Annotated in this window: 22 protein-coding genes; 11 read left to right on the top strand and 11 right to left on the bottom strand. The window is 68.2% G+C overall.

Features of this window, described 5'->3' with window-relative positions:
- The first annotated feature begins 4 nt into the window (after positions 1-4).
- Positions 5-445 (top strand): EVE domain-containing protein, encoded by a 441-nt coding sequence (locus tag ACZ3HV_RS41350; protein ID WP_465693045.1) that lies wholly within the window; start codon positions 5-7, stop codon positions 443-445.
- Here ACZ3HV_RS41350 and ACZ3HV_RS41345 read toward each other — a convergent pair.
- Both ACZ3HV_RS41345 and ACZ3HV_RS41340 read right to left on the bottom strand, forming a co-directional pair.
- Positions 436-1647, bottom strand: a complete 1212-nt coding sequence (locus ACZ3HV_RS41345; RefSeq protein WP_465693043.1) for a pyridoxal phosphate-dependent aminotransferase — start codon at positions 1645-1647, stop codon at positions 436-438. The two genes, ACZ3HV_RS41350 and ACZ3HV_RS41345, sit on opposite strands and share 10 nt — an antisense overlap.
- A gap of 24 nt (positions 1648-1671) precedes the next feature.
- The gene (locus ACZ3HV_RS41340) at positions 1672-1800 is read right to left on the bottom strand and encodes a hypothetical protein (RefSeq protein ID WP_465693042.1); all 129 of its coding nucleotides are present in this window, start codon (positions 1798-1800) and stop codon (positions 1672-1674) included.
- Positions 1801-1887: 87 nt separating this feature from the next.
- Here ACZ3HV_RS41340 and ACZ3HV_RS41335 point away from each other — a divergent pair, with 87 nt between their 5' ends.
- Positions 1888-3174 carry a winged helix-turn-helix domain-containing protein gene (locus ACZ3HV_RS41335; RefSeq protein ID WP_465693040.1) on the top strand — a complete coding sequence of 429 codons (1287 nt, stop codon included), beginning with the start codon at positions 1888-1890 and terminating at the stop codon, positions 3172-3174.
- On the opposite strand, the gene ACZ3HV_RS41330 is transcribed toward ACZ3HV_RS41335, so the two are convergent.
- From ACZ3HV_RS41330 to ACZ3HV_RS41315, 4 genes are read right to left on the bottom strand one after another with little or no spacing between them, the layout of a single operon-like run.
- A complete protein-coding gene (locus tag ACZ3HV_RS41330) occupies positions 3158-4405 on the bottom strand; it encodes an MFS transporter (RefSeq protein ID WP_465693038.1) in 1248 nt (415 codons plus the stop codon). The genes ACZ3HV_RS41335 and ACZ3HV_RS41330 overlap by 17 nt on opposite strands.
- Positions 4402-5787, bottom strand: coding sequence for a GH1 family beta-glucosidase (locus ACZ3HV_RS41325; RefSeq protein WP_465693036.1), 1386 nt, complete (start codon positions 5785-5787; stop codon positions 4402-4404). The genes ACZ3HV_RS41330 and ACZ3HV_RS41325 overlap by 4 nt, the downstream gene beginning before the upstream one ends.
- Positions 5777-6373, bottom strand: coding sequence for a YbjQ family protein (locus tag ACZ3HV_RS41320; RefSeq protein WP_465693034.1), 597 nt, complete (start codon positions 6371-6373; stop codon positions 5777-5779). The genes ACZ3HV_RS41325 and ACZ3HV_RS41320 overlap by 11 nt, the downstream gene beginning before the upstream one ends.
- Positions 6374-6380: 7 nt before the next feature.
- Entirely contained in the window at positions 6381-9533 is a 3153-nt protein-coding gene (locus tag ACZ3HV_RS41315; RefSeq protein WP_465693032.1) for a penicillin acylase family protein, read from the bottom strand.
- 117 nt (positions 9534-9650) lie between these two features.
- Between ACZ3HV_RS41315 and ACZ3HV_RS41310 the strand changes: the two genes are divergently transcribed.
- Entirely contained in the window at positions 9651-10739 is a 1089-nt protein-coding gene (locus tag ACZ3HV_RS41310; protein WP_465693030.1) for an aminotransferase class V-fold PLP-dependent enzyme, read from the top strand.
- 51 nt (positions 10740-10790) lie between these two features.
- On the opposite strand, the gene ACZ3HV_RS41305 is transcribed toward ACZ3HV_RS41310, so the two are convergent.
- On the bottom strand, positions 10791-12791 hold the full coding sequence (locus ACZ3HV_RS41305) for a DEAD/DEAH box helicase (protein ID WP_465693029.1): 2001 nt from the start codon (positions 12789-12791) through the stop codon (positions 10791-10793).
- A 363-nt stretch (positions 12792-13154) separates the two neighbouring features.
- Here ACZ3HV_RS41305 and soxR point away from each other — a divergent pair, with 363 nt between their 5' ends.
- Both soxR and snpA read left to right on the top strand, forming a co-directional pair.
- Positions 13155-13631, top strand: coding sequence for a redox-sensitive transcriptional activator SoxR (gene soxR, locus ACZ3HV_RS41300; protein ID WP_465693027.1), 477 nt, complete (start codon positions 13155-13157; stop codon positions 13629-13631).
- A gap of 528 nt (positions 13632-14159) precedes the next feature.
- On the top strand, positions 14160-14846 hold the full coding sequence (gene snpA, locus ACZ3HV_RS41295; protein WP_465693025.1) for a snapalysin: 687 nt from the start codon (positions 14160-14162) through the stop codon (positions 14844-14846).
- 72 nt (positions 14847-14918) lie between these two features.
- Here snpA and ACZ3HV_RS41290 read toward each other — a convergent pair whose 3' ends face one another.
- Positions 14919-15938 (bottom strand): LacI family DNA-binding transcriptional regulator, encoded by a 1020-nt coding sequence (locus ACZ3HV_RS41290; protein WP_465693023.1) that lies wholly within the window; start codon positions 15936-15938, stop codon positions 14919-14921.
- A gap of 219 nt (positions 15939-16157) precedes the next feature.
- Between ACZ3HV_RS41290 and ACZ3HV_RS41285 the strand changes: the two genes are divergently transcribed.
- Positions 16158-17237, top strand: a complete 1080-nt coding sequence (locus ACZ3HV_RS41285) for an ABC transporter ATP-binding protein (RefSeq protein WP_465693021.1) — start codon at positions 16158-16160, stop codon at positions 17235-17237.
- Between the two features lie 16 nt (positions 17238-17253).
- On the opposite strand, the gene ACZ3HV_RS41280 is transcribed toward ACZ3HV_RS41285, so the two are convergent.
- A complete protein-coding gene (locus ACZ3HV_RS41280; RefSeq protein ID WP_465693019.1) occupies positions 17254-18243 on the bottom strand; it encodes a glycosyltransferase family 2 protein in 990 nt (329 codons plus the stop codon).
- A 33-nt stretch (positions 18244-18276) separates the two neighbouring features.
- Between ACZ3HV_RS41280 and ACZ3HV_RS41275 the strand changes: the two genes are divergently transcribed.
- Positions 18277-20754, top strand: coding sequence for a YfhO family protein (locus tag ACZ3HV_RS41275; RefSeq protein ID WP_465693018.1), 2478 nt, complete (start codon positions 18277-18279; stop codon positions 20752-20754).
- Here the strand turns inward: ACZ3HV_RS41275 and ACZ3HV_RS41270 are convergent.
- A complete protein-coding gene (locus ACZ3HV_RS41270; protein WP_465693016.1) occupies positions 20744-21736 on the bottom strand; it encodes an ABC transporter permease subunit in 993 nt (330 codons plus the stop codon). The two genes, ACZ3HV_RS41275 and ACZ3HV_RS41270, sit on opposite strands and share 11 nt — an antisense overlap.
- Positions 21736-22338 carry an AAA family ATPase gene (locus ACZ3HV_RS41265; protein WP_465693123.1) on the bottom strand — a complete coding sequence of 201 codons (603 nt, stop codon included), beginning with the start codon at positions 22336-22338 and terminating at the stop codon, positions 21736-21738. The genes ACZ3HV_RS41270 and ACZ3HV_RS41265 overlap by 1 nt, the downstream gene beginning before the upstream one ends.
- 219 nt (positions 22339-22557) lie before the next feature.
- Between ACZ3HV_RS41265 and ACZ3HV_RS41260 the strand changes: the two genes are divergently transcribed.
- The 4 genes from ACZ3HV_RS41260 to ACZ3HV_RS41245 all read left to right on the top strand — a co-directional run bounded on the left by ACZ3HV_RS41260 (position 22558) and on the right by ACZ3HV_RS41245 (position 24607).
- On the top strand, positions 22558-23025 hold the full coding sequence (locus ACZ3HV_RS41260; protein ID WP_465693014.1) for a nuclear transport factor 2 family protein: 468 nt from the start codon (positions 22558-22560) through the stop codon (positions 23023-23025).
- Positions 23026-23140: 115 nt separating this feature from the next.
- Complete coding sequence (locus ACZ3HV_RS41255) at positions 23141-23443, top strand: metal-sensitive transcriptional regulator (protein ID WP_465693012.1); 303 nt, start codon at positions 23141-23143, stop codon at positions 23441-23443.
- Positions 23444-23495: 52 nt separating this feature from the next.
- Positions 23496-23714 carry a heavy-metal-associated domain-containing protein gene (locus ACZ3HV_RS41250; protein WP_465693011.1) on the top strand — a complete coding sequence of 73 codons (219 nt, stop codon included), beginning with the start codon at positions 23496-23498 and terminating at the stop codon, positions 23712-23714.
- Positions 23711-24607, top strand: a complete 897-nt coding sequence (locus ACZ3HV_RS41245; protein WP_465693009.1) for a hypothetical protein — start codon at positions 23711-23713, stop codon at positions 24605-24607. The genes ACZ3HV_RS41250 and ACZ3HV_RS41245 overlap by 4 nt, the downstream gene beginning before the upstream one ends.
- The last annotated feature ends 179 nt before the right edge of the window (positions 24608-24786 follow it).

Here is a 24786-nt window from a genome sequence, read left to right as displayed (position 1 = left end):
AGACATGACTACTCAGCAACGAGCCTGGCTCGGTGTCGTGTCAGCGGAACACGCACGGCTCGCTGCCGAAGGCGGCTTCATCCAACTCAACCACGGCAAGCGGTACGGCGTCGCCCGGCTGCGGGCCGGGGACGGCTTCGCGATCTACTCCCCGACCGAGCGGTTGGGCGAGAAGGCACCGCTCCGGGCGTTCACCGCGCTCGGAGTGGTCGCCGACGCCGAGCCGTACCAGGCGGAGCCGATGTCGATGGGTGCCCACGGCATCGTTCGTCCGTGGCGGCGCCGGGTCGAGTTCGACGCCGTACGGCCGATCCCGCTCGCCGAGATCACCGCTGAGCTGGCGCTGACCGACGATCCCCATTGGGGTTATCAGCTTCGCCGAGGGATGGTGTCACTCACCGCCGAGGACTTCCAGCTGCTGCGGAACGCGATGGCTCAGCGTTGACGGTAGCCGTCCAGGAACGTCGCGATGCGGGTCACCGCGTCGTGGAGCTGATCCTTGTGCGGCAGCGTGACGATGCGGACGTGGTCCGGTTCGGGCCAGTTGAAGCCGGTGCCCTGGACGATCATGATCTTCTCGGCGCGGAGCAGATCCAGCACGAACCGACGGTCGTCGGAGATGCCGAAGACCTTCGGGTCGAGCCGCGGGAAGACGTACAGCGCGCCCTTCGGCTTCACACACGTCACCCCGGGGATCTGGGTCAGCAGTTCGTACGCCGTGTCGCGCTGAGCAACCAATCGCCCGCCCGGCAGCACCAGATCCTTGATCGACTGCTTGCCGCCGAGCGCGGTCGCGATGGCGTGCTGCGCGGGCATATTGGCGCACAACCGCATGTTCGACAGGATCGTCAGGCCCTCGAGATAGCTCGACGCCTGATGCTTGGGACCGCTGACCGCGAGCCACCCACAGCGGTAGCCGGCCACCCGGTACGCCTTCGACAGTCCGTTGAAGGTGAGCGTCAGTACGTCGGGAGCCAGTGACGCGACCGGCGTGTGGACGGCGTCGTCGTACAGGATCTTGTCGTAGATCTCGTCGGCGTAGATCAGCAGGCCGTGCCGGCGGGCGATGTCGACCAGCGTCACCAGCAGGTCGTGGTCGTACACCGCGCCGGTCGGGTTGTTGGGGTTGATGATCACCAGTGCCTTGGTGCGGTCGGTGATCTTCGCCTCGATGTCGGCCGGGTCGGGCATCCAGTCGGATTGCTCATCGCAGCGGTAGTGCACCGGCGTACCGCCGGCGAGGGCGACGGCCGCGGTCCACAACGGGTAGTCGGGCGCCGGGATGAGGACCTCGTCGCCGTCCTCGAGCAGGGCCTGCACGGCCATCTGGATCAGCTCGGAGACGCCGTTGCCGATGTAGATGTCGTCGATGTCCAGGTGGACGCCCGCGGGCTGGTAGTGCTGCACGATCGCCCGGCGCGCCGCCGGCAGGCCCTTCGCGTCGCCGTAACCGTGCGCGTCGGCGAGATTACGGACGATGTCCTCGAGGATCTCCGGCGGACACTCGAACCCGAACGGCGCCGGGTTCCCCGTGTTCAGCTTGAGGATCCGGTGTCCCGCCGCCTCCAGCCGCTGCGCCTCCTCCAGCACCGGCCCCCGGATCTCGTAACAAACATTCGCAAGCTTCGACGACTGCATCACCGACATGCCCAAAACCTTATCCCCGGCATGTCAACAACCGCCGGATTTGTCCGACGCACAGGAACGCCGCGTCGTCAGCGGGAGGAACACCTCGTCGACGATCTCGGCCAGGACCTCGGTGGGGACGCTGGTGGCGCCGTTGAGCGCCCGGCGCTCCATGTCGGCGCTCTAGCCCTGCTCGCCGGCGCAGGCCTGTGGCTCCGCAAGCACGCAACGGCGCAGGTCCCTGCGCGGTAGGTTCGGGCCATGGTGGCTGTTGGCGATGAGATCTCGGTGGACGTCGCGCGGCGGATTGCCCTGAATGCGCAGGGGTTCGGCGAGGGGCGGCCGCGGCGGGGCGACGTTCGCCAGGTGCGGAAGGCGATCGGGGCAGCGGGGGTGCTGCAGCTGGATTCGGTGAATGTGTTGTGCCGGTCGCACTATCTGCCGGTGTACGCGCGGGTCGGGGACTACGCGCGTACGACGCTCGACCGGCTGAGCTGGGGCGACGAGCGGGAGCTCTTCGAGTACTTCTGGGGACACAAGGCTGCGCTGCTGCCGTTGAGCTACTACCCGTTGCTGCGTTGGCGAATGCGGGCGGCGGAGCAGCAGGTCTGGGACCAGGAGCTCGGCCCGGACGTGACCGCGCCGTGGTCGGTCGTCGCGGGGATGCGGCGGCTGAACGCCGAGAAACCCGGGTACGCCGCCCAGGTGCTCGCCATGATCACCGAGCAGGGTCCACTCACGGCCGGTCAGGCGAGTCCGGACGGCGTACGGCGGAAGCGGTCCGACCCGGATCCGGATCCGACCACCGGCCGGATGTGGAATTGGCAGGACGCGAAGATCGCGATCGAGTACCTGTTCTGCGCGGGCCGGGTGACGATCGCGGGACGCCGGAACTTCGAGCGGGTCTACGACCTCACCGAGCGGGTCCTGCCGGCCGACGTACTGTCCGCGCCCGAACTACCCGCCGACGAGGCCCGCCGCGAGCTCGTCCGGATCGCCGCCCGCGGTCTGGGCGTCGCCACCGCCCGCGACCTCTGCGGCGCCGGCCAGGGCCACTTCTCGTTGCCCACCGCAACCGCCCGCCAGGTGATCGCCGAACTGGTCGAGTCCGGCGACCTCATCCCCGTCCGCGTAGAAGGCGTCTCCCAACAGAGCTACCGCTGGCACGAAGCCAAGGACCGCCCGGTCGACGCCCGCGCCCTCCTCTCTCCCTTCGACCCCCTGATCTGGAACCGCGACCGCACCCACCACCTCTTCGACTTCTTCTACCGCATCAGCATCTACACCCCCGCCCCCCAACGCATCCACGGCTACTACGTCCTCCCCTTCCTCCTGGGCGACCGCCTGGCAGCCCGAGTAGACCTGAAATCCAACCGCGCCACCTCCACCCTCGAAGTCCCCACCCTCACCCCCGAACCCCACACCCCCGACTTCACCCACCCCCTAGCCACCGAACTCCAACTCCTCGCCCACTGGCTAAACCTCCAACACATCAAGATCACCGCCACGAACTCCGTCGCGAAGGCAGTCGTCAAGCAACTGACTTGATCTGGCGGACGAGGAGGCCGGCTAGGGCGGTGACAGCCGCGGCTAGGAGGTAGAGGACGGGGTAGCCGCCGGCGTGTTTGACGATGGGGGCGGCGATGGCGGGGGCCAGGACCTGGGGGAGGGAGTTGGCGATGTTGATGACGCCGAGGTCCTTGGCGCGGTCGCGGGCGCTGGGGAGGATTTCGGTGAGGAGGGCGAAGTCGACGGACAGGTAGACGCCGAAGCCGGTGCCGAGGACGATCGCGCCGAGGATCGCGCCGGGCCAGGTCGGCCAGAGGGCGAGGATCACGCCGGCGACGGCCATCACGACGCCGGAGCAGGTGACGAAGATCTTTCGCCGCGCGCTCCGGTCCGACCACCGGCCGAACCCGATCGCGGTGGCCAGGACACAGACGCTGTAGATCGCGGTCAGGATCAGTACGCCGGTGTCCGCGTCGTCGATCCCGACCTCGTCCTGCAGGTAGTAGAAGAGGTACAGCGTGCCGAGCGCGTTCCCGACGTTGAACAGGAACCGCGTCAGCCAAGCCCACCCGAAGTCCGGATACCGCCGCGGACTGATCCAGAACCCACGAAGGAACTCCCGCAGCACCAGCGGTGGCGGCGGTGTGACCAGTGGGGTGTCGTGACTGCGCAGCAGATACGGTACGACGGACAGCAGCAGGAACCCGGCACACGCGACGTACCCAAGTCCGATGCCACCGGCAACAGTCGCCAGCGCGGTGCCGACCAGCGCACCCAGCACCTGTGAGATCGCGACCCAGCCGCCGACGACTCCGCGCTGGTCGACCGGCACCCGGTCCGGGACGGTCGCGGTCACGGCGGCCAGCAACGCGTTGCCGAACAGTTGCATCAGGCACCAGCCGACAATCATCAACGCCACCGCGGTCGCCCCGGCCAGGATCAGCAGACCAACGGCACCTCCGACGGCACCCGCGAGTACCCAGGGTGCCCGGCGACCGCGGCGAGACGTGGTCCGGTCCGAGATCGCGCCGAACGCCGGATTCGCGAACACCGAGACCGCCGCGCCAACCCCGGTGACCAACCCGTAGATGAACTCCTTGTTGTCAGGAGCAACCGCCTCGGACTGCTTCGCGAGCACCACCTGGATCGGTCCGAGCCAGGCCGCGAACACCCCGACGTTCGCCAGTACGACGGCAGCCGTCCAGCCCGGCCGGACCCGAACTGTGGGCTCGGCGAACGCCGCCGGCACCACCCCCGGCTCGGGGATCATCCGCGGTTCTGCGCAATCAGGTCACGGAACCAGTGGTACGACGCTTTCGGAGTCCGCACCAGCGTGTCGAAGTCGACGTGCACCAACCCGAACCGCTGCGAGTACCCGGCGGCCCACTCGAAGTTGTCCAGCAACGACCACTGGAAGTACCCCCGAACGTCGATCCCGTCGTCCATCGCAGCGCGCAACGAGCGCAGGTACCCGTCCAGGTAGTCGATCCGCCGCTGATCGTCGACAACCCCGTCGACGGGCTCGGCGTTGATCGCGCACCCGTTCTCGGTGATGTAGAGGGGCGGCAGCCGATCGCCGTACCGGTCCTTGAAGATCCGCAGGATCTCGCCGAACGCCGAGGGCACCACCGGCCAGCCGAAGTCCGTGGTGGGGAAACCCGCGAGCTGGCGGGGCTCGAAGGGCAAGCCGGGAGGCAGCTGGATGCCGTCGGTCGCGGCGGTGTCGGCCTGTCCGGTCGCGGCGCCGACGGACACGGGTGCGTAGTGATTGATGCCGAAGAAGTCGAGCGGTGTCGAGATGATCGCCAGGTCGTCCTCAACCGGGCCGGGCATCGCGGCTTCGAAGCCCGATGGGTAAGTCCCGAGGAGGACCGGATCGGCGAACATCCAGTTGATCAGGTTGTCGTACAGCCCGGCCGCTTCCTTGTCCTCGACGCTGTCGCTGGCCGGCCAGGTCGGCGCGTGGTTGGACGCGATGCCAATCTCGGTCGCGCCGCCCGCCCGCAACGCCTGCACCGCGCGACCGTGGGCGAGCAGTTGATGATGCGCGACCGGCAACGCGTCGAACAGCAGTTCCTTGCCCGGCGCATGCGCACCGAGCGAGTACCCCATCAACGTCAGCACCATCGGCTCGTTGATCGTGATCCACTGCGGCACCCGATCCGCGAACCGCGCAGCCAGCAGTGCCGTGTAGTCGGCGAAACGATCCGCAATCGAGCGTGAAAGCCAGCCGCCCTCGTCTTCCAGCGGCTGTGGGGTGTCCCAGTGGTACAGCGTCGGCGCCGGCCGGATCCCGGCGCCGAGCAACGTGTCGATCAACCGGTCGTAGAAGTCCAGGCCGGCGGCGTCCCCCGGACCGGTCCCCGACGGCTGGATCCGCGGCCAGGAGAACGAGAACCGGTAGGTGTCCACCCCCAGCTCACGCATCAGCGCGACGTCTTCGGCGTACCGGTGGTAGTGGTCGCATGCGACCGTGCCGGTGTCGCCGTTGAGGATCCGGCCCGGCTCGGCGCAGAACGTGTCCCAGGTGGAGGGACCGCGGCCACCTTCGGCCACGGCTCCCTCGATCTGGTACGCCGACGTCGAGACGCCCCACCTGAATCCGGGCGGAAACGGCCGCACTGACTGTTCGCTCGCTGGGTCAGCTTCCATTCGCATCATCCTCATCGGGCTTGCTGTCCTGGACCCGCGGCGGCTCGACCTTCCGCACGATCACGGCCGTGCCGTACGCCGCCACCTCACTCATCGTCTGCGCGATCTCGTTGCAGTCGAACCGCATCGCGAGGATCGCGTTGGCGCCCATCTGCTGGGCCATCTGGCACATCCGCATCACCGCGACGTGCCGCGACTCCGCCAGCATCTGGGTGTACTCCGGCACCTCGCCGCCACCCAGTGAGCGGAAACTCGCGGTGAAGTTCGACCCGAAGTCGCGGCTCCGCACGGTCAGCCCGAAGACCTCGCCGAACACCTTTTCCGCGGTGTACCCGGGCAGGTCGTTCATCGTCGACACGAGCACCGGGTACGGCGAACCCTGCGGAGCGACATGCGGCGCGTTCTGCTGCGCCGGCTGATAGTTGCCCGGAGCCTGTCCGTACCCGGGCTGCGCGTAGCCCTGCGGCGGCGGACCCTGCTGGTACCCCTGCTGCGGCGGCGGCCCGTAGCCCGGGGGCGGACCCTGCTGATAGCCCTGCTGCGGCGGGTACGGCTGGTTCGGGTTCGGAGGATAGTTCTGTGTCATGCCCTCATCATTGCCTCAAGACTTGGAGTTCGTAGAGGGAGTACCCGTACGACGTAGCCCGGACAGTCCCGGTGACCCGCACATACCTGGCCGCGACGGCCCCGAACCGGACCACATCCTCGCCCCCGTTCCCGGTCGTCGTCGCGAACACCTGCTGCCAGTTCGTCCCGTCCCGCGAGACCTCCACCCGGTACGACTTCCCGTACGCCGCCTCCCAGTTCAGCACCACCCGCCGGATCGTCTGCTCGTTGCCGAGGTCAACCTTCAGCCACTGCGGATCGGACCAGTCGCTGGCCCATCGGGTGTCCAGCTTCCCGTCGACCGCCTGGGCCGGCGGTGAGTTGTACCAGCCCTTCTCGTAACTGCTCGCGGTCGCGGTCTTCCCCGCCGCGAGGTTGCTGACATCGTCACCCCGCCGCGCCGGGAACTCGACCACCTGTTGGTACGTCGGCCGGTTGACCCACGCCATGCGGTCCTGGGTGATCCCACCCATCGGCTGGTGCATGATCTGGTCCGCGCAGAACTGGTTCCCCGCCGCGCAGTCCGCTGTCGCCGGGTACGTCGTCGCCGCCGGCACCTTGGTTGCTGCTAGCAAAGAGTCCGTGAGTACTGACCGGCAGGTGGCGAGCGAACCAGCGCCGCAGAAGGTGACCGGCTGCGGTGTGTTGACCGGATCGCCGAGCACCTTGCGCAGGTCGCGCTGAACGAAACCCCACCACCCGCTCTGGAACGCGGAGCCCTGCGCACTCGGCCGCTCGTCGATCTTCAGGTTCGCGACCAGAGCGGCGTACAGGTCGGGGCCGAGGTCCTTGAACTCGGCCGGCACCAGCAGCGGCCACCAGGCGTCGAGGATCCGGATCGCGTCGGCGTGATCGTACGTCGTCGACGACGCGCTCGGCGTCTTGCGATGGGCGCCGGCCTGTTGCCACGCGGTCAGCTTGGCGACCGCGTCGGCCACGGCGGGATCGGTGATCGGCGCGCTCTTCAGGACACGGAGCAGGTACGGCAGCACCTGATCGCCGCGGAGGTCGACCGTGGCCGCGTCCTCCATCGCCTCGACCAGCTTGCCGCGGGTGAACTTCTGCCCGCTGTCGATGACCGCCTTGATCCGATCGTCGAGCGGCTGGCTGCGGTAGACCGCGTTGTAACCCCACTGCCCGTCCGACGCGGAGAACCCGGGCGCCTGCTTGTTGTTCCAGCTGGTCAGGTAGTCCTGATTCACTACCTGCGGATGTTGTGCGGCCGGCGTGTAGGTGGCCCGGTTGGTGTCGGTGTTCCAGCCCTGCCACTCGTACGAGCTCCAGGTCGGCAGGTTCGGGTCGGCACCGGCCGCGCGGACCGGGTTGTCACCGGAGTTGAAGTACGCGATCGACGACTTGTCGGTGTAGAACCAGTTGAACGTGTAGCCGATGTCGGCCGCGGCCCTCTGGAAGTCTGCCGCCGAGTGGATCCGGTCCGGGTCGTTGAACTGCATGAACCCGAGCGCCGATCCGGCCTCGTTGCCGTACGTCGACCGGTTCTTGGTGAACAGCACCGGCTTCCCGCCGACCGTCCCGCGATGCGTGACGATCCCGAACTTGGTGCGCAGGGCAACCAACGTGTACGACCCAGCCGGCTCGGACGAACCCAGGCTGGAGTACCACTCGTTGTGCCGTTCGAGCCGCTCGATCGGGACACACTGCCCGCGGAAGTCGTAGAACTGCGAGTTCTTCGTCGGCGTCCCGCCGCCCGGCTCACACAGCGGTACGGCGAACGTGTCGGTGATGTCCTGCCCGGCCGACGTCGCGCTCCACGAGTAGTCGGGGCCGCGGCCGATCAGCGTGTAGAAGTTGAGTCCGGCGAAGGCGATCCCGCGTGAACTGACGCCCGGTCCCTGGAGCTCTTGCCGCATGAGCAACTGTGGAGCGAAGTACCCGGTCTGCGGTCCGTAGACGGCAACCGGGTTGCCGCTCTCGGTGTGGGCGCCGGAGACGAGCAGCGCGTTCGACATGCCCTTCTTGCCGAAGCCCTGGGGGAACAGACCGCCATCGAAGATGCCCTTCAACGACTCCGAGCCCTTCGGCGCGGGCTTCGCGGCGGCGGTCTTGTTCACCGTCTGGTCGATCACCTCGGGCTCGGGGGTGACCGAACCACGATCCGGCATTGCGCGGCCGGCCGGATTCGGACCCGTCGTGCCATACGGGAAGGTCGTGCCGTTGTGCACCGTCGTACTGGCTTCCGGGTCGTTCTGCGACCGGAACGACTCCCACACCTTGGTGCCCTGAGCAACGCCGTACTTCGCCTGTGCCTCGAGCATCGCCAGTGCCGAAGCGACTTCGGAGCCGCCACCGGTGCCGAAGATGCCCGCGACCACAGCCGCCGTGGCAACCACGTCGGTCACCTTCCACGGCTGCGTCGGCCAGTCGAGGCCGAGGGCGACGTACTCACCCGGGTAGGCGATGCCGACGGTGTTGATGTAGTTGTTGACGCCGTCCACCCAGGCCTGGATGTCCTGCTGCATCTTCACGCCGTCGGCGCCGTACAGCTCGTCGGCATCGTCGTACTGACGCTGCAGATCGGCCTCCGTGTACGGCGCGGTCCGCCAGAACTCCTGCTCGAACGCACGGTTGGCCGCCGCTCCACCCGCGAACGGGGTCAGCTGGCCGCGACCGAGGTGCCGGAACACGTCCATGACGAACAGCCGGTCCTGCGCCCCGGCGTACCCGGAGCCGAACATGACGCCCTGCCGGGTGGTGCCGGTGATGTGCGGGACGCCACGGGACTTGTCGCGCACGATCGTCACGTCCGCGCGCGGGTGGATCGTGCTCGCGACGTCGTTCGGCTTCACTCCGAACGACGAGTCGTCGTAGTACGGCGCGAGGCCGTCGTCGGTGATGCCTTGGGAGTTCCAGACCAAGTCCTGGTACGGCTTCACGGTGTCGCTGAAGTGTGCCGGTCTGATCCCGAAAGCCTTGAAAGCAAGGAGATCCGTGAAGGTCGCGTTGCCGTTCTGCCCCGGCGGCAGGATGTCGCGACATTGCCCGACGCAATAGTCGGTCGGTGTCGCGACAGCCGCTTCGGGCTTTGCCTGCGTGGGTGTGGGGAGCGCTGCGAGTACGGCGGTGACGCCGACCGCGGCGATCGTCGTACGAAGGCGGGTTCGAAGTGCGGGGCGGGGCACGGGAAACCTCCCTGGCTCGAATGAAAGTGAGAATGACTCACCAGTAGCTTTCGGGTCAAGGTTTCACGCCTAGACTCTCGCCAATTGCTGACAGTGACCACTACTGTGTGGATCACCATGAGCATCCATGAGCGTTATCGGTTGAGTGTGGTGATCAACGCCAGGGGGACGTTCACCCCGCTCGGGGTGTCCCGGAGCTCCGACGGGGTGGCGGCGGCTGTCGCACAGGCACTACCCGAATTCTTCGTGATGGACGAGCTGGGCGATCGCGCCAGCGAGGGCATCGCGCAGGTGACCGGCGCGCAGGCGGGCGCGGTCGTGCACTGCACCGCGGCCGGGATCACACTCGCCGTCGCGGCCACCATGACCGGCGGCGACCCGCGCCGGATCGCGGCGTTGCCGGACGCAACCGACATGCATCACCGAGTGGTGATGCCTGCCTGCCACGTGGCCGACTACGGCCATTCCAACCTGCAGGGCATCCGGTTGGCCGGTGCTCAGGTCGACCTCGCCGGCGACGAAACCCGTTGTAGCGTTGGCGATCTGGAGGAGGAGCTCGACGGCCCGGACGTCAGTTGCCTGTTCCTCGTATCGTCGCGGCTGACGCAGGGCGAGCCGCTCGACCTCGTCGCCGCCGTACGGGCCGCGCACCGCCGCGGCGTCCCCGCGATCATCGACGGCGCGGCCCAGTTCCCGCGGATCGCGGATCTGCTGGCGACCGGCGCGGATCTGGTGCTCGTCAGCGGGCAGAAGTACCTCGGCTCCCCCACCGCCGGCCTGGTCGCGGGCACCTGGCCGCTGGTTCAGGCCGTCCGTGCGCAGGAGAAGGGCATCGGCCGGGTGATGAAGCCGACCAAGGAGGCCATCGTCGGCGTCATCGCGGCCCTGGAGGAGTGGCAGGCCCTGGACCGGATGAAGTGGGAGGCCGACGAGCTGTCCAAGGTGGTCGCATTCGCCGCGGCGGCCGAGCGCATCCCGGAGGTCACGGCCGAGGTGGTCCCGGATCCCACCGGCTTGCAGGTGTCGCGCGTACTGCTGAAGGTTCCGGACGCGAAGCGCGTCGCCACCGAGCTCGAAGCCGGGTCACCGCCGATCTACGTGATGACCGAACGGGTCGCGGAGGACGAGTTGATGCTCGAGCTCGTCCCGCTCGACGCGGACGAGATCGCGATGATCGTGGCCAGGCTCTGGGCGATCCTCACCTAAGCAAAAGGCCCGGTTTCCCTGGTAGTACAGGAAACCGGGCCTTCCAGTTGCTCAGTGCTGGTAGGACTTCCGCTCGGTACGACGGGGTCCGTTGCTGCCGCGGTTGCCCGGACGGCTGCTGCCGAACCGCTTGCCGCCGCCGCCCTTGCTGAAGCGCTGCGGCTTCGGGGCCGGCAGCTTCACCGGGTACCCGGACGGCTTCGTGCCACCGGTCAGTTCGGTGACCAGCTCGTCGCCCGGACGGGCACGAACCGGCTCGGCCTTGACTCCGGCGGTCTCGGCCATCCGCATCATCCCACGCCGCTGGTGCGGCAGGACGAGCGTGACGACGGCACCTTTGCCCCCGGCCCGCGCAGTACGACCCGCACGGTGCAGGTAGTCCTTGTGCTCGGCCGGCGGGTCAGCCTGAACCACCAGGCCGACATCGTCGACGTGGATGCCACGGGCCGCCACATCCGTTGCCACGAGCACCGGTACGGACCCGTCCTTGAACTGGTCCAGCGTCCGGTTGCGGACGCCCTGGGTCAGGCCGCCGTGCAGCGCCGCGGCCATCACGCCACGGTCGCGCAGCTGGGTGGCGATCCGGTCGGCGCCCAGCTTGGTGCGGACGAACACGATGGTCCGGCCGTCCCGGCTGGCGAGCTCGGCGGTCAGCGACTGCTTGTGGCCGGGCTCGATCACCAGCAGGTGGTGCTCCATCGTGCTCACCGAGGCCTGGCCGGACTCGGTCGAGTGCTGCACCGGGTCCTTCAGGTAGGTCTTCACGATCTTGTCGACGTCGTTGTCCAGCGTCGCCGAGAACAGCAGGCGCTGGCCTTCCGGCGGCGTCATGTCGAGCAGCGTGGTGACCGCCGGCATGAAGCCCATGTCGCACATGTGGTCGGCCTCGTCGAGGACCGCGATCTCCACGGCACCGAGGTCGGCCGCGCCCTGCTCGCACAGGTCGATCAACCGGCCCGGGGTGGCGATCAGCAGGTCGACACCGCGACGCAGCGACTCGATCTGCTTCGGGTACGGCAGGCCGCCGGCGATCAGCTTGATCGACACGTTCATCACGTGCGCCAGCGGCTCGAGGGCGTCGTGCACCTGCATCGCGAGTTCACGCGTCGGGACCAGGACCACGCCCCGCGGGCGGCGGGACTCGGTGTGGCCGCCGGCCAGCCGCATCAGCGTCGGCAGGCCGAAGCCGAGAGTCTTACCGGAGCCGGTCTGGCCGCGGCCGAGAACGTCCTTGCCGGCCAGCGCGTCCGGGATGGTCGCAGCCTGGATCGGGAACGGGGTGGTGATCCCGTCCCGCGCCAGCCGCTGCACCAGCCGCGGGGCGAGCCCGAGGGCGGCGAACTGGTTGTCCTCAGCAACGGTGCCCAGGTCGACCGGCTCTTCGCGCCGGGTGTCCTGGTTGCTCGGACGCTCGTACTGCTTGTCGTTCCGCTCGAAGCGCGGCCGGTCGTCCCGACGGAACTGGGGACGGTCACTGCGGTCGTCACGGTTGTACTGCGGGCGGTCGTCGCGACGGAACTGCGGGCGGTCGCCACGGTCATCGCGCTTGTACTGCGGCCTGTCGTCACGGTTGAACTGGGGACGGTCGCCACGGTCGTCGCGGCGGTCGATCCGGTTGTAGCCGCGGTCATCGCGGTTGTACTGCGGGCGGTCGTCGCGACGGAACTGCGGCCGGTCGCCACGGTCGTCACGGTTGAACTGCGGCCGGTCGCCACGGTCGTTCCGACGGTCGCTGCGGTCATTACGGTCGTTACGGTCGCCGCGGTTGTACTGCGGGCGGTCGTCGCGACCGGGCTGGTTGGCGCGCTCGGCGCGGTAGCCCTTCACCGGACGGCTCGTGCGGGAGCCGCGGTCGGAGTACTGGGAGGGGCCGCCACGGCGCTCACCGCGCGCAGCGTCGTTCCGGACGTCGCCGGTCGTCGGCGCGGTCGTCTCGGCGGCCATCCGCTCGCCGTACGACTGGGTCTGGAACTTCTTGTGCCGCGGCTTCTTGATCCGACCGTCGGCCTGCTCGCCGCCGGATTCGGGGTGGTCCTGGTGGTGCTGGGTCACGAATCTCTCTCTCAACGTCACGGACGATTAGCCGGATCGCAGCCGCACGCGAGCGCCGGTCACGGAAAATGACCGGAAGAGCGTGCTGAGCAGGAGACGGGCATCGACCTGCGGGTGCTATCGCGTTGCACCCATGTCGCCGGGGAACTTCAGCCGGATGCTGAAACCGACGGGTCGGAGCGCCTGGAAGTAACTCTGGTGACGCGACGCGCGCACCGACAGGCAAAAGTATACCCGACCGGGCGGCCGCTCCTGACCACCCGGCCAACTGGCAGACCAGTTGGCGGACTGGTGTGCCCGAGGCCCCTTTCTCCGCAGTTCAAGTGAGCTTGAGTTTCTGGTCTCCCGCCCTAGGGTGGCGGTATGGGAGAGGAGAACGTCCCCAGCAAGGAGCACTGGCTCTCGATCGGGGAGATCGCACATCGGTCCGGAGTAGCGGCATCGGCGTTGCGGTTCTACGAGGACCAAGGTCTGATCGACTCGCGGCGGACGGCCGGCAACCAGCGGCAATACCAGCGCAGCACGTTGCGGCGGATCGCGTTCGTCCAGGCTGCCCAGCGGGTCGGCCTGGCGCTCGCCGAGATCAAGAACGCGCTGGACTCGCTGCCCGACGACCGGACGCCGACCCGCGCGGACTGGAGCCGGTTGTCGAAGTCGTGGCGAAGCCGGCTCGACGAGCGGATCTCCGAGCTCGAGCGCCTCCGCGACGACCTCGACAGCTGTATCGGCTGCGGCTGCCTGAGCCTGCAGCGCTGCAACCTCTACAACAAGGCCGACCGCCTCGCCGAACGCGGCGCCGGCGCCCGCCTCCTCAACGTCGGCATCCCCGGCGAGTCCTGAGTCTTCCCACGCGTGCTGCGCGCTGTCGTGCGCGATCAACCACCCGAGGCCGGCGCACACCCGCGAGACGACCGCCCTCACGCCGACCGTCAGCCACCCGGACCGGGGAGGCTTTTACCCCCGAATCGGGCAGAAAACCCTCCCAGTCCGTCGCGAGTTCACAGCTCTGGGAACTCACGTGGAGCTGGTGATGACCGCCGCTTGGCACCCAAACCCCTGCGATGTCTTCGTCGCACCCGCTCCGCGCTCCCGACACGCGATCGTGACCTGCGGCGTTGCTCGCCCGCGATCGACTGCAGGACGGCGCCGGTGAGCCGGACGACCGCGCTGATGAGAACTGGCGTCAGCTCCCCGCCCGGCCATACCCGCGTTGTTATGAGGGGCATAGAACGGCATCGGTGATTCGCGGGTTATCCCCAGGGTTTTGTGGGATCTGGTGCGGAACTCCTGGAGTCTTGGCAGCATCCGGAGGTAGCGAACGGTAATCCGCCCGTCGCTATCCGCCACTGATCCGGAGTGAGGCCCTCCATGTCGCATCGCCGTATCCTGAGTTCGCTCGCGGGGCTCGCCGCCGCCGCGCTCGCCGTCCCCGCCTTCGCCGCCGCGTCCCCCACCGCCTCGGCACCAGCCACCGACTCGTCCGTCTCGACCGCCGCGACGCGTGCGGCGTACGTCGGTTCGCCGCAGGACGAAGCCGCCACCAAGGCGTTCTACGACGCCGTGATGAAGTCGGCCCGGGCCAAGATGGCCAAGCAGGCCAAGTCCGGCCAGAAGGTCGCCGCCGTCACCGTGACGTACGCCGTCGACGCGCCGAGCTTCGCGTCCCAGATCAGCTCGAGTACGCAGATCTGGAACTCCTCGGTCAGCAACGTCCGCCTCGTCGAGGGCAGCAACTACGACTTCTACTACACCGAGGGCAACGACCCGCGCGGTTCGTACGCGTCCACCGACGGCCACGGCAGCGGGTACGTGTTCCTCGACTACGCCCAGGCGCAGCAGTACGACCCGACCAGGATCACCGCCCACGAGACTGGCCACGTGCTCGGCCTGCCTGACCACTACTCAGGCCCCTGCTCCGAGCTGATGTCCGGCGGCGGCCCCGGCCCGTCCTGCACCAATCCGTACCCGGACTCCACCGAGCGCGCCAAGGTGAACTCGCTGTGGGCCAACGGCAAGACCGCCCTCCCCACCGCGGCCTTCCACATCTCCAAGTAGCCCAGTACCCCGAGCCCTCCGGCCCGGAGCCGCCCGGCAGGGGACGGTTCCGGGCCGGAGCTAGTTGCGGTACTAGCGCACCGGGCCGGTTGAGCCTCGGACGACGAGTTCGGGGCGGAAGAGGAACTCGGTGTGGGGGGTGGCGTGGCCGCGGACTTCTTCCAGTAGGGACTGGACTGCGGCGAGGGCCATGGATTGGACCGGCTGGCGGATCGTGGTCATGGGCGGGTCGGTGAACTCCATCATCGGGGCGTCGTCGTAGCCGACGACGGAGAGGTCGGCGGGGACGGCGAAGCCGCGCTGGCGAGCGGCCCGGATGACGCCGAGAGCCATCATGTCGGAGCCGCAGATGACCGCGCTGACCTGCGCGTCGAGCAACTGTTGCGCCGCCGCGGCACCACCCTCGACGCCGAACATGCTCAGCGCGACCAACGGGTTCAGGTCCTCGTCGGACACCCCGAGCTGGGCCTTCATCGAGGTGCGGTAGCCGGCCAGCTTGCGCTGCACCACGATGAACCGCTCCGGCCCGGACGCGAACCCGATCCGGCGGTGGCCGAGGGCAACCAAGTGTGAGACCGCCAGCTCCATCGCGGCGTACTCGTCGGACGAGACGAACGGCGCCTCCACCGCGGGCAGCCAGCCGTTCACGAACACCACCGGCAACCGGCGCTCCACCAGCGCCTGGTACCGGGCGTGGTCGGCTCCGGTGTCCGCGTGCAGACCGGAGACGAAGATGATCCCGGAGACGCCGCGCTCCAGCAGCATCTCGACGTACTCCTCCTCGGTCGCACCGGACGGCGACTGGGTGCACAGCACCGGCGTGAAGCCGCGCTGCGACAGTGCCGACTCGATCACCTGGGCGAACGCCGGGAAGATCGGGTTGATCAACTCCGGCATCACCAGCCCGATCAGCCCCGCGGACCGCCGCCGCAACCGCGTCGGCCGCTCGAACCCGAGTACGTCGAGCGCCGTCAGGACGGACTGTTTGGTGTCCTCCGCCACCCCCGGTTTGCCGTTCAGCACCCGCGAGACCGTGGCCTCACTGACCCCCGCCTTGGCCGCGATGTCCGCCAGCCGTGCTCTGTTGCTCACGCCGGGCACTGTACCCAGCCGGCCGTTGACTTTGCAGCAAGATCCTGCAAGAACTTGCAGACTGCGTGGATCTGTCCACAACGTGAACAGTACGGACACGTCACACGCCGTACACCTTGTCAGGACCAGCGGGCCGGGTGAGGATAGGCGCACCCCCGCCCGGGGGCCTTTACTCGGATCGTCCGGCACGTTCCTGCCGGTGAAGGGAAGTACATCGTCATGGCCACTGTGTCTTTCAAGGCGGCAACCCGGATCTACCCCGGTGGTGACACCCCCGCCGTCGACAAGCTCAACCTCGAGATCGAGGACGGCGAGTTCATGGTGCTCGTCGGCCCGTCGGGTTGTGGAAAGTCGACCTCCCTCCGGATGCTCGCCGGCCTCGAAGAGGTCAACGAGGGTTCCATCTACATCGGCGACCGCGACGTCACGCACCGTCCGCCGAAGGAGCGGGACATCGCGATGGTGTTCCAGAACTACGCTCTCTACCCGCACATGTCCGTCGCGGACAACATGGGCTTCGCCCTGAAGATGCAGGGTGTCTCCAAGGAGGACCGCGCCAAGCGCGTGATGGAGGCGGCCAAGCTGCTGGGCCTCGAGGAGTACCTCGAGCGCAAGCCGAAGGCGCTGTCCGGTGGTCAGCGTCAGCGTGTCGCCATGGGCCGCGCCATCGTGCGTAACCCGCAGGTCTTCCTGATGGACGAGCCGCTGTCGAACCTCGACGCCAAGCTGCGTGTCCAGACCCGCACCCAGATCGCCGAGCTGCAGCAGCGTCTCGGTGTCACCACGGTGTACGTCACGCACGACCAGGTCGAGGCCATGACGATGGGCGACCGGGTGGCCGTCCTCAAGGACGGTCTGCTCCAGCAGGTCGACACCCCGCTGAACCTGTACGACCACCCGAAGAACAAGTTCGTCGCGGGCTTCATCGGTTCGCCGGCGATGAACCTGCTGACCGCGGACATCACCGAGGGCGGCGCGAAGCTGGGCGACTACGTGATCCCGCTCGAGCGCAGCCTGCTGGCCAAGGCCGGCAACGACAAGACGCTGACCCTGGGCGTCCGGCCGGAGGCCTTCAAGGTCGCCGACCAGGGCCTGCCGGTGCACGTCGCCGTGGTCGAGGAGCTCGGCGCCGACGCGTACCTGTACGGCACCGCCGAGCACAACAACGAGCACCAGCAGATCGTCGCCCGGATCGACGCCCGGATGCCGGTCGAGAAGGGTTCGACCATCCACCTGGCGGCGCTGCCGGACAAGCTGCACCTGTTCTCCACCTCCACCGACGAGCGGCTGACCGCCTGATTCGGCAGTAGCAGTCCTACCGGCCCTGGGTGGTTCGTCCGCCCGGGGCCGGTCTGTCGTTCAGCCGGTCCGCGGGATCCAAGTTGGTCTGCTTGAGCAGGTAGTGCGGGCGTTTCTTCGTCTCGTAATAGATCCGGCCGATGTACTCGCCGATCACCCCGAGCATGACCATCTGCAGGCCGCCGAGGCCGGTGATCGCCGCGATCAGCGTGACGTAGCCCGGCATCTCCACGCCGTGCAGGACCGCGACCGCGATCACCCAGACGGCGTACCCGGCGGCGACCCCGGTGAGCAGCAGGCCGACGTAGATCGCCAGTCGCAGCGGCCGGTTGTTGAACGACAGCAGCCCGTCGAGGCCGTACTCGAACAGGCGCCGGAACGTCCATCGGCTCTTGCGGTCCGACTGCTTCACGTTCTCGTACTCGAACAGGATCGACTCGAACCCGATCCAGGCGAACAGCCCCTTGGAGAACCGGTTGTACTCACCCAGCTCCAGCAACCCGTCCACGGCCCGCCGCGACAGCAGCCGGAAGTCGCCGACCCCGTCGACCAGCTCGACGTCGGCCCAGCGGTTGATCAGCCAGTAGTACGCCCGCGCGAACAGCGTCCGGCTAGCAGGGTCACCAGTTCGGGTGCGGCGGGCGATCACCTGGTCGAAGCCGCGCTCGTACTGCTCGAGCATCCGGCCGATCAGCTCCGGCGGGTGCTGCAGGTCGGCGTCCATGATCACCACCGCGGCGCCTTCGGCGTACCGCAGGCCGGCCAGCATTGCGGCCTCCTTGCCGAAGTTCCGGCTGAAGGACAGGTAGCGCACCGTTTCGTCGGCGGCTGCCAACCCGACCAGCGCGTCGAGCGTCCCATCAGTACTACCGTCGTCGACGTACACGATCTCGTACGGCCGCCCGGTGGCGACGAGTTCACGGCTGAGCGCCTCGTGGAATCGCGTGACCACCTCGACCTCGTTGTAGCAAGGCACCACTAGGCTCAGGCGCATCGTTGTGCTCATGCGCACCATCCAGGGCGAGCAGAGAGGCGGCCAGTGGGTTCGGACAACGAGGCGCAACCGCGCGCGGCACGACCGTTACGACCGGCAGTGGTCGCCGGCGTGCTGGTGGCGGCGGTGTTCACCGCCTCCGGAATCATCCGCGGCACCTATCCCTTCGGCTCACTGTCTCGCAGTACCAACGATCTTGGCACGCAGTACATCCCTTTCTTCGCCCATCTGTGGGACATCCTGCACGGCGGCGCCCAGGGCGATCTGCTGTTCAACTGGCAGAGCGCGTTCGGCGTCGGTTTCCTGGGCGACTTCGGGGTCGTCCTCGGCAGTCCATTGTCCCTGCTGGTGGGTCTCTTCCCGCGCGACCAGATCGATCTGGCCGTCTACGTCATCACCGTCCTCAAACTGAGCCTCGCGGCCGCCGCGATGGCGGTCCTACTGATCAAGATGCATCCAGGCCCCCGCTGGGTTGCGGCGATGCTCGGTGCGTCGTACGGCGTCTGCGGCTGGGCGATCGACGACGCCGGGTACGTGCCGATGTGGCTGGACGGCCTGATCGCGCTGCCGATGTTCTTTCTGGTGGCCGAGTGGTCACTACGCCGCACCAACAGGCTGCTCAGTGTGCTGGTGGTCGCGGTCTTCTGGCTGTCCAACTTCTACACCGCCTACATGGCAACGATCGCGGCTGGACTGTATCTGCTCGCGCGACTGCTGACCAGCGACCTCGGCTGGATGCCGGGACTGCGGGCGGTGCTGCGTCACGGTATCTCGTTCGTGCTCGGCATGGCGTTGGTCGCGCCCGTCCTGCTACCGGTCCTCACCGCCAACGACGCCGCGACGCCGTCGCCGTCAGGTGTCTTCCAGCCGTCGCCGATCGACCTGTTCCTGTCCCGCCTGCTCCCGCTGTCCGAGGGCGTCGGCCAGACCGCGAGCCTGTACGTCGGAACCGTAGCGCTCCTGCTCGCCCTGACGATGCCCTTCAACCGCTACGTCCCCTGGCGGACCAAGGCTGTCTGGGTGGTGACGACCGTCCTGCTGACGCTGTCGTTCCGCTGGCCGCCGACGCAGGAGATGTGGCACGGCTTCGACACCCCGAACGGCAGTCAGTACCGCGAGGCCTTCCTGCTGTGTGGCGTCATCATCGTGCTCGCCTGGCTGGCGGTCGCGTATCGCCTGCCGGGGCCGATCGAGTTGTTGTGCGGCGGCGTACTGCTGGCCGTGATCGCCTGGCTGTCCGACGGCAGTCCGCTGCTGACCCAGCACGCGTTGACCGTGCTGATCGCCTCCGGCACCCTGACGGTGGTTGTGTTCGGCGCCATTTGGGTGATCCGCCGAGTCCCCGCGGTGCGACGTACGAAGTGGCCGGTGGCGGCGGCGTTCACGATCCTGATGGTCGTCGTCGCGGTGGAGACCACGTGGACCGCGGTGGTCACCGATGAGCAGCGGTCGAAGGTGCTCGGCGCGTCGTCGACGGCGTGGGACGACGCGCAGGCCCAGCGGCGCACCACGATCCTGGAGGCCAGCAACTGGCCGAACTACCGGGCTGACCCGGGGACATCGGGGACGCCGAACGATCCGCTGCTGCTCGGCGGGCAGGGCGCCGGCCTCTACAGCAGCCTGCTGCCCTACTCGCTCAACCAGACGCTGACCGGTCTCGGCTTCGGCTGGTCCGGCTACGGCCGCGCGTCGCACGACCTCGACAACCCGGTGACCGACACGATCTTCTCGATCGGGGCCAAGCTGCAGCTCGGGAAGGACGGCCCGCACATCACCCGGTCCGAGGTTCCGCAGCTGGTCACGCTTCGCCGGCGACTCGGCGCGCCGGCCTCCTCGAACGCGTACGTCGCGCAGGAGCGGCTGCTCGGGTCAACGGTGTACGAGGTCCCGGAGTACAGGGGCCGCAGGTCCGTCACCGGTGACGTGAGGCTGGTCGCACAGTGCACAGCGGGTACGACGGCCTTCCTCTACATCCCCCGCGTGGGCGGCCGGGCACGGCTGGCCGACGACCGGTGGCACGAGCTGTCCGCGACCCGCCGGCCGGGGATCAACACGAGCAGCGCGATGGTCCAGCTGGGCACCGTGCCGAAGTCCGGGATCGTGCTGATCGAGATCAGCTTCGACGAGGGGCCGCAGCGCATCGAGCCGAGCGGCGCGATCGGTTGCCTCGATCAACAAGCGCTGGCGAGGGCCGTGCGGCGACTGCGGGCGGGCGGAGCGACGGACGTGAAGGCCGGCGGTCACTCGATCAGCGCGACGCTACCGCCCGGCAGCAGGGGGGTCGCCGTGGTCGCCGTACCGAAGGTTGCAGGTTGGAAATGCTCGGCCGGGGACGGGAAGGCCCAGACTCCGCGGGACTACGGAGGCCTGGTCGCGGTACCGCTGACCGGAAACGCCGACCGGATCAACTGCACCTACACGCCGCCCGGCCTGCGCCGCGGCCTGGCGATCGGCGCGGCCGCCGCCGCGATCACGCTCGGGATCGTGCTGCTCGGATGGCGGCGGCGACGCGTCAGGAGTTGATGTCCCGGCGCTGGAACACCCCGGCGCCGAGCAGGACCAGGGCGACCGTCAGCGCACTCAGGTACCAAGCGCCGTGCTCGAACGACAGCGTCTTCTCGATGCTCTCGCACACGTAGCTGCCGTCGCTGCCGGTCTTGCACTGATTCAGGTAGTACGTCGCGTCATGCCGGACGAACGCGTCGAAGTTCAGCTTGATCAGCCACGGCTGCGCCTGGTTGAGGAAACTGCCGAAGACCCCTTCGATCAGGACCAGGTACCCCATCGCCACCCCGATCGCGGCCGCTGTGTGCCGCAGCAGCAGCCCGGTGATGCCACCGATCGCGGCGCCCAGGGCCGTCACGAGCACGGCCCGGCCACCCGTCGCGACGAGATCACCCCAGACCTTGCTGGTGGTGGTGGACGTGTCGCCGAGCTGAGCGACGATCAGATACGTGCCGAGCATCAGGATCGCGAGGACACCAGCCCCGACCGGCACGAACCCGATGGCGGCGGCGAGCAGCTTGCTGCTGTAGACCCGGAGCCGACGCGGTTCGAACGTCAGCCAGTTGCCGATCGCGCCGGTACTGAACTCGGCACCGACGAAACTCGCCCCGATCAGGAACGCCGCGAAGACCAGCAGGTACGACGATCCGAGCAGCAGCTCCGGCATCAGCTGGGCGAACACCGTCGGCGGTTTGCCGAAGTCCTCCAGCTTCGGCTCCGGGTAGGCGCACATGTCCTCGATCTTCGGCTTCGGATCGGGCTGGTTCTGGTAGTCCGCCTCGCACAGCTTCTTGCTCTCGGCAGCGTGCTCGACCCAGTCCTTGTGCGCGAACTCGTACTGCCGCTGCGCCCCCGCCTGGTCGAGCGCGGACTGCGGCCGCGCGTCGAGCCAGGTGGCGAACAGCAGGAACGCGATGATCAGCAGCACCCCGACGACGCCGATCACGGTCAGCCGGCGGGAGGTCAGCCGCCGCAGCTCGACGCCGCTCAGGCGGAGCATCACAATCCCTCGCCTTCGGTCAGCTCGAGGAACACCGACTCGAGGTCGGCCCGGACCGGGACCAGCTCGGACACGTACAGCTCCTGGTGGGCGAGGCGGCGAGTGACGTCCGCGGGGTGCTCCGCGCCGTCGACGAGCAGGTAGTTGCCGTCGGCGCGCACCGTCATCCCGGCCGCGGCCAGGATCCGGGTCGCGGCCTCGTGGTTGTCCACGGCAACCTTGACGGTGGTCGCCGTACCGCCGCCGATCACCTCGGCGACGGTGCCGGACGCGAGCAGCCGGCCGTGGCCGATGATCGAGACGGTGTCGGCGACCTGCTCGACCTCGGCCAGGATGTGGCTGCTGACCAGCACGGTCTTGCCCTGGTCGCCGAGCGCCCGCATGGTCTCGCGGATCTCGCGGATACCGGCCGGGTCGAGGCCGTTCGTCGGCTCGTCGAAGATCAGCAGGTCCGGCTCCTTCAGCAGCGTGGCCGCGATCGCCAGCCGCTGCTTCATCCCGAGCGAGTACCCGCGGTACCGGTCCTTGCCGCGGTCACCGAGCGACGTCTGCTCGAGCACCTCACCGACCCGCGTGCGCGGCGTGCCGATCGCCGCGGCCAGCAGCTCCAGGTTCTTCCGGCCGGTGAAGGCCGGGAAGAACTTCGGTGACTCGACGGGTACGTCTTGCGCAGTCCGCGCGTACTGATCGCCGCTTCCGGCATCCCGCGCCCCCTCTCGTCAGTGAGCAGACGCACAGAGTGACAGGTTTGTTGGGCGAGTGCATGTCTCCGCCAGCCTGGTCCAAGATTGAATGAATACTGTCAACCGAAGGAGCTGGTCGTGAACGCTCGACCCCCGCTGCCCCCGTTCACCGAGGAGACGGCGATCCAGAAGGTCCGCGCCGCGGAGAACGCGTGGAACAAGCAGGACCCGGAGGCCGTCTCGCTCGCCTACACGCCGGACACCGCCTGGCGGAACCGGGACGTCTTCGTCAACGGCCGGGCCGAGGTCGTCACGTTCCTGACCCAGAAATGGCGCCGCGAGCTGGACTACCGGCTGATCAAGGAGCTGTGGGCGTTCACCGGCAACCGGATCGCGGTGCGGTTCGTCTACGAGTGCCACGACGCGGCCGGCCAGTGGTACCGCTCACACGGCAACGAGAACTGGGAGTTCGACGAGAACGGGCTGATGCGGATCCGGCGGGCCAGCATCAACGACCAGGCGATCGCGGAGTCCGAGCGACTGTTCCATTGGGCGTCGGGTCCGCGTCCCGACGACCACCCGGGCCTCACCGACCTCGGACTCTGACCCCGCCGAACCAAGTACCCCCTATGGGTATCCGCGCAGGACTTGCGCTGGATACCCATAGGGGGTACTTTCGTACTGTCGACATACCCCCGAGGGGTAGCCAGAGGAGCGAGAGATGACCGACGCCGACGCCCATGTGCACGGGTACACCGCCGAGAAGACCAGCCACCTGAAGCGGCTGCGGCGGATCGAGGGCCAGATCCGCGGCCTGCAGCGGATGGTCGAGGAGGACAAGTACTGCATCGACATCCTGACCCAGGTGTCGGCCGCCACCAAGGCACTGCAGTCGTTCTCGCTGGAGTTGCTCGACGAGCACCTCTCGCACTGCGTGGTCGAGGCCGCACAGAAGGGTGGCGCCGAGGCCGAGGAGAAGGTCCGCGAGGCCTCCGACGCGATCGCCCGCCTGGTTCGCAGCTGAAAACATCCATCCCCCACCGCCGCCGAAGGCGGCGTGTTCTTCAGGAGCTGATATGACCACTACGACCTACTCCGTCACCGGGATGACCTGCGGGCACTGCACCGCGGCCGTGACCGAGGAGATCGGCAAGCTGACCGGTGTCCAGCAGGTCAGCATCGACCTGAACGCCGGCGGCATCTCCGCCGTCCACGTGACCAGTGAGTCCGCTCTCGACGAGGCCGCCGTTCGCGAAGCCGTCGACGAGGCGGGCTACGAACTGGCGGCGTCGTGAACCGGGCCGCCGCGCTCCGGCTCGGCGCGTTCGCCGGTGCGCTCGCGCTCGCCTTCGGGGCGGCGTTCGCGATCGGCTCCGCGGTCGACCCGATCGCGGCGGCCGACACGGCGTCCAGCACCCCTGCTGCCCACGGAGAAGAAATGGGCGGCATGGAGCAAGCCGAGCATGACGAGGGCGGGCAACTGCCCGGGCTCGCGGTCTCCGACGCCGGGTACACGTTCGCCCCGGCGACCACATCCTTCCAGTCCGGCGCGAAGACCCAACTGCGCTTCACGATCCACGGACCCGACGGCAAGCCGGTCACGCAGTACACCAAGACCCACGAGAAGGACCTGCACCTGATCGTGGTCCGGCGTGACCTGTCCGGCTTCCACCACGTGCATCCGACGATGGATGCGACCGGGGCGTGGAGCATCCCGTTCACCTTCACCTCCGGCGGGACCTGGCGCCTGTACGCAGACTTCCAGGCGGCCGGCCAGGACCGGAAACTCACGCTCGGCACCGACGTGAACGTCTCCGGCCCCTACGCCCCGGTCCCGCTGGCCAAGCCGGCGAGCACCTACAGCGTCAACGGGTACGACGTGACGCTCCAAGGCAATCCGGTCGCGGGGAAGGAATCCGAGCTGACGTTCCAGATCAGCCGCGGCGGCAAACCAGTCACCGACCTAGAGCCCTACCTCGGCGCCTTCGGCCACTTGGTCTCGCTCCGTGGCGGGGACCTCGCCTACCTGCACAATCACCCCGCCCAGCACGCGGACCCAGGCATGAACGGCGGCCCGGCGATCACCTTCGGGACCACCTTCCCCACCGCCGGGACGTACCGGCTGTACCTGGACTTCCAACACGCGGGCGCGGTCCACACCGCCGAGTTCACAGTAGAGGTTCCGTGATGACTGTGCTTTTGGCCGGGCCTTCGGCACCGGCAGGGTCATGGGGCTTTGACTCCCGGCCTTCCCTCGTCGCTCCAGTCGCTTCGCTCCCTCCGCTCCTCAGTCCAGGCCGGGAGGCCCCATGACACTCCCTGTGTCAACCTCATGCGGCAGATGGAGTGGCTGTGCGGTGGTTGAGT

It is taken from the genome of Kribbella sp. NPDC020701 (genome assembly GCF_055562215.1).
This window is presented reverse-complemented; position numbering and strand designations above follow the sequence as displayed.

Coding starts and splice junctions, on each gene's coding strand:
- ACZ3HV_RS41335 (WP_465693040.1), top strand. CDS start 1,888: ATGGTGGCTGTTGGCGATGAGATCTCGGTGGACGTCGCGCGGCGGATT.
- ACZ3HV_RS41280 (WP_465693019.1), bottom strand. CDS start 18,243: ATGAGCACAACGATGCGCCTGAGCCTAGTGGTGCCTTGCTACAACGAG.
- ACZ3HV_RS41350 (WP_465693045.1), top strand. CDS start 5: ATGACTACTCAGCAACGAGCCTGGCTCGGTGTCGTGTCAGCGGAACAC.
- ACZ3HV_RS41320 (WP_465693034.1), bottom strand. CDS start 6,373: ATGACACAGAACTATCCTCCGAACCCGAACCAGCCGTACCCGCCGCAG.
- ACZ3HV_RS41340 (WP_465693042.1), bottom strand. CDS start 1,800: ATGGAGCGCCGGGCGCTCAACGGCGCCACCAGCGTCCCCACCGAGGTC.
- ACZ3HV_RS41250 (WP_465693011.1), top strand. CDS start 23,496: ATGACCACTACGACCTACTCCGTCACCGGGATGACCTGCGGGCACTGC.
- ACZ3HV_RS41330 (WP_465693038.1), bottom strand. CDS start 4,405: ATGATCCCCGAGCCGGGGGTGGTGCCGGCGGCGTTCGCCGAGCCCACA.
- ACZ3HV_RS41325 (WP_465693036.1), bottom strand. CDS start 5,787: ATGGAAGCTGACCCAGCGAGCGAACAGTCAGTGCGGCCGTTTCCGCCC.
- ACZ3HV_RS41310 (WP_465693030.1), top strand. CDS start 9,651: ATGAGCATCCATGAGCGTTATCGGTTGAGTGTGGTGATCAACGCCAGG.
- ACZ3HV_RS41270 (WP_465693016.1), bottom strand. CDS start 21,736: ATGCTCCGCCTGAGCGGCGTCGAGCTGCGGCGGCTGACCTCCCGCCGG.
- ACZ3HV_RS41255 (WP_465693012.1), top strand. CDS start 23,141: ATGACCGACGCCGACGCCCATGTGCACGGGTACACCGCCGAGAAGACC.
- ACZ3HV_RS41285 (WP_465693021.1), top strand. CDS start 16,158: ATGGCCACTGTGTCTTTCAAGGCGGCAACCCGGATCTACCCCGGTGGT.
- soxR (WP_465693027.1), top strand. CDS start 13,155: ATGGGAGAGGAGAACGTCCCCAGCAAGGAGCACTGGCTCTCGATCGGG.
- ACZ3HV_RS41345 (WP_465693043.1), bottom strand. CDS start 1,647: ATGTCGGTGATGCAGTCGTCGAAGCTTGCGAATGTTTGTTACGAGATC.
- snpA (WP_465693025.1), top strand. CDS start 14,160: ATGTCGCATCGCCGTATCCTGAGTTCGCTCGCGGGGCTCGCCGCCGCC.